The sequence below is a fragment of the Microbacterium sp. Bi128 genome, from assembly GCF_918698205.1.
In genome coordinates, this window is the sequence record NZ_CAKKMM010000809.1 from 1 (window position 1) to 2,291 (window position 2,291).

The 2,291-nt window shown below is 70.1% G+C and carries 2 protein-coding genes and 1 pseudogene; all 3 read left to right on the top strand.

Translation table 11 applies throughout. The features are described from left to right. Positions 1 to 388, top strand: a pseudogene (locus LQV45_RS26530) (aspartate carbamoyltransferase); the annotation flags it as partial. Beyond that, positions 388 to 1,776 (top strand): dihydroorotase, encoded by a 1,389-nt coding sequence (locus tag LQV45_RS26535; protein ID WP_230009705.1) that lies wholly within the window; start codon positions 388 to 390, stop codon positions 1,774 to 1,776. The pseudogene LQV45_RS26530 and the gene LQV45_RS26535, both read left to right, overlap by 1 nt. After that, the coding region (locus tag LQV45_RS26540) for a hypothetical protein (RefSeq protein ID WP_230009708.1) at positions 1,773 to 2,291 on the top strand (519 nt) is incomplete at its 3' end. The genes LQV45_RS26535 and LQV45_RS26540, both read left to right, overlap by 4 nt.

Genomic DNA, 2,291 nt, shown 5'->3' on the forward strand with positions numbered 1-2,291 from the left:
GATGATGCTCCGCGTCCAGGGCGAACGGATGAATGCCTCCTTCTTCCCCACCACCCGCGAATACTCGCGGCGCTGGGGCTTCGACGACAACCGGCTCCGTGCCCTCGACAGCCTGGGGCTCAAGGACACCATCATCATGCACCCCGGTCCCATGAACCGCGGGCTGGAAATCTCCGCGGCCGCGGCCGACTCACCCCGCTCCACCGTGCTGGCGCAGGTGCGCAACGGCGTCTCTGTCCGGATGGCGGCACTGTACCTGCTCCTGTCCGGGGAGAACCGCGAGCCGGCCGCCGCACCAGTTTCTGCCATAGCTTCTGCCTCTGCGGCCGCGTCCGCGGCGCACGCCGCCATTCCGAACCTCACTTATTCCCACCAGGAGAGCCACTGATGGCCGATCAGCACCAGAACGCAGACAACAGCGGCGCCTACCTCATCCGGGGGGCCTCGATCCTGGGCGGAGCAGCCGAGGACCTGCTGATCCGGGACGGCGTGATCGCCGCCCGCGGCCGTCAGCTGGACGCCGAAGGCGCCGGGGTGCGGGACGCAACAGTAATCGACGCCGCGGGCCTCGTCGCGCTCCCGGGCATGGTGGACATCCACACCCACCTGCGCGAACCCGGCCGCGAAGACGCCGAAACCGTCGAAACCGGCACCCGCGCCGCCGCCCTGGGCGGCTACACGGCCGTGCACGCCATGGCCAACAGCACCCCGGTGGCGGACACCGCCGGCGTCGTGGAGCAAGTCCTCACCCTTGGCCGGACCGCCGGCTGGGTGGACGTCCGTCCGGTGGGAGCAGTCACCGTGGGCCTCGCGGGGGAGCAGCTCGCCGAGCTCGGCGCCATGGCCGACTCCCGCGCCCACGTCCGCGTGTTCTCCGACGACGGCATCTGCGTCCACGATCCGGTGCTGATGCGCCGCGCGCTCGAATACGTCAAGGCATTCGACGGCGTCGTGGCCCAGCACGCGCAGGAACCCCGACTCACCGCCGGCGCCCAGATGAACGAGGGCGAGGTCTCCGCCGTCCTCGGCCTGGCCGGCTGGCCGGCCGTCGCCGAAGAGAGCATCATCGCCCGGGACGTGCTGCTGGCCCAGCACGTCGGGTCCCGCCTGCACGTCTGCCACGTCTCCACGGCCGGGTCCGTGGAGATCATCCGCTGGGCCAAGTCCCGCGGCGTCAACGTCACGGCCGAGGTCACCCCGCACCACCTCTGGCTCACGGATGAGCTCGCCCGCAGCTACGACCCCGTCTACAAGGTCAACCCGCCGCTGCGCACGGACGCCGATGTCCAGGCCCTCCGGGCCGCCCTGGCCGATGGCACGATCGACGTCGTCGGCACCGACCACGCCCCGCACCCGAGCGAACACAAGGAATGCGAGTGGGCGCAGGCGGCCATGGGCATGACCGGGCTGGAAACCGCGCTCTCCGTGGTCCAGCACACCATGATCGAAACAGGCCTGATGGGCTGGGAGGATTTTGCCCGCGTGACCTCCACGGCGCCGGCCGCCATCGGCCGGGTCCAGGACCAGGGCCGCCCGCTCGAGGCCGGGGAGCCTGCCAACGTCATACTCGTGGACCCGGCTGCGCGCTGGACCGTGGACCCTTCTAAGATGGCAACCATGGGCCGTAACTCTCCGTTTGCCGGCCGGGAACTGCCGGGGAAGGTAGTGGCGACGTTCTTCAAGGGCCACCCGACCGTTCTCGACGGAAAACTCAACACCCCGTACCGGTGGCCGGCCGAAGCGCTCGACGCAGGACCGGCGGGCCGCCGCCCGTGAGTGTCAAGGACCTCTCCCTGCTCTTCACGCTCGTCCTGATTGGCGTCGCGCTTGCCCTCCTCGCCGTCGGCTGGCGTAACCGCCTGCGCCGCCAGTCCGACGTCGAGCCCCTCCCCGAGGTTCCCGCCGAACTCGGCGCCCCGCTGGCCGCCGCCGACGGCCAGTACGTCGCCTCCACCACCGCCGGCGACTGGCTGGACCGGATCGCCGTGCACAATCTGGGCATCCGCACCAACGCCAAGCTCTCCGTGCACCCCGAAGGCGTGCTGTTCGAGCGCGCGGGCGCCGGCCCGGTGTTCATCCCGGCCGGATGCCTGACCGGTGTGCGGCAGGAAAGCGGCATGGCCGGAAAGTTCGTGGAAAAGGACGGCCTGCTGGTGCTCAGCTGGATGCTCGGTTCCCACGAACTCGACACCGGTTACCGGACGCGCCGTGCCGAGGACAAAGCCGTGCTCCTCACCACCCTCCAAGATTTGATCTCCGCAGCCCCTCAGGCAGAAGCCGATAGTGGAAAG

Bases quoted from the DNA above. Each gene is read 5' to 3' on its own strand.
- LQV45_RS26535 (WP_230009705.1), top strand. From the start codon at position 388: ATGGCCGATCAGCACCAGAACGCAGACAACAGCGGCGCCTACCTCATC.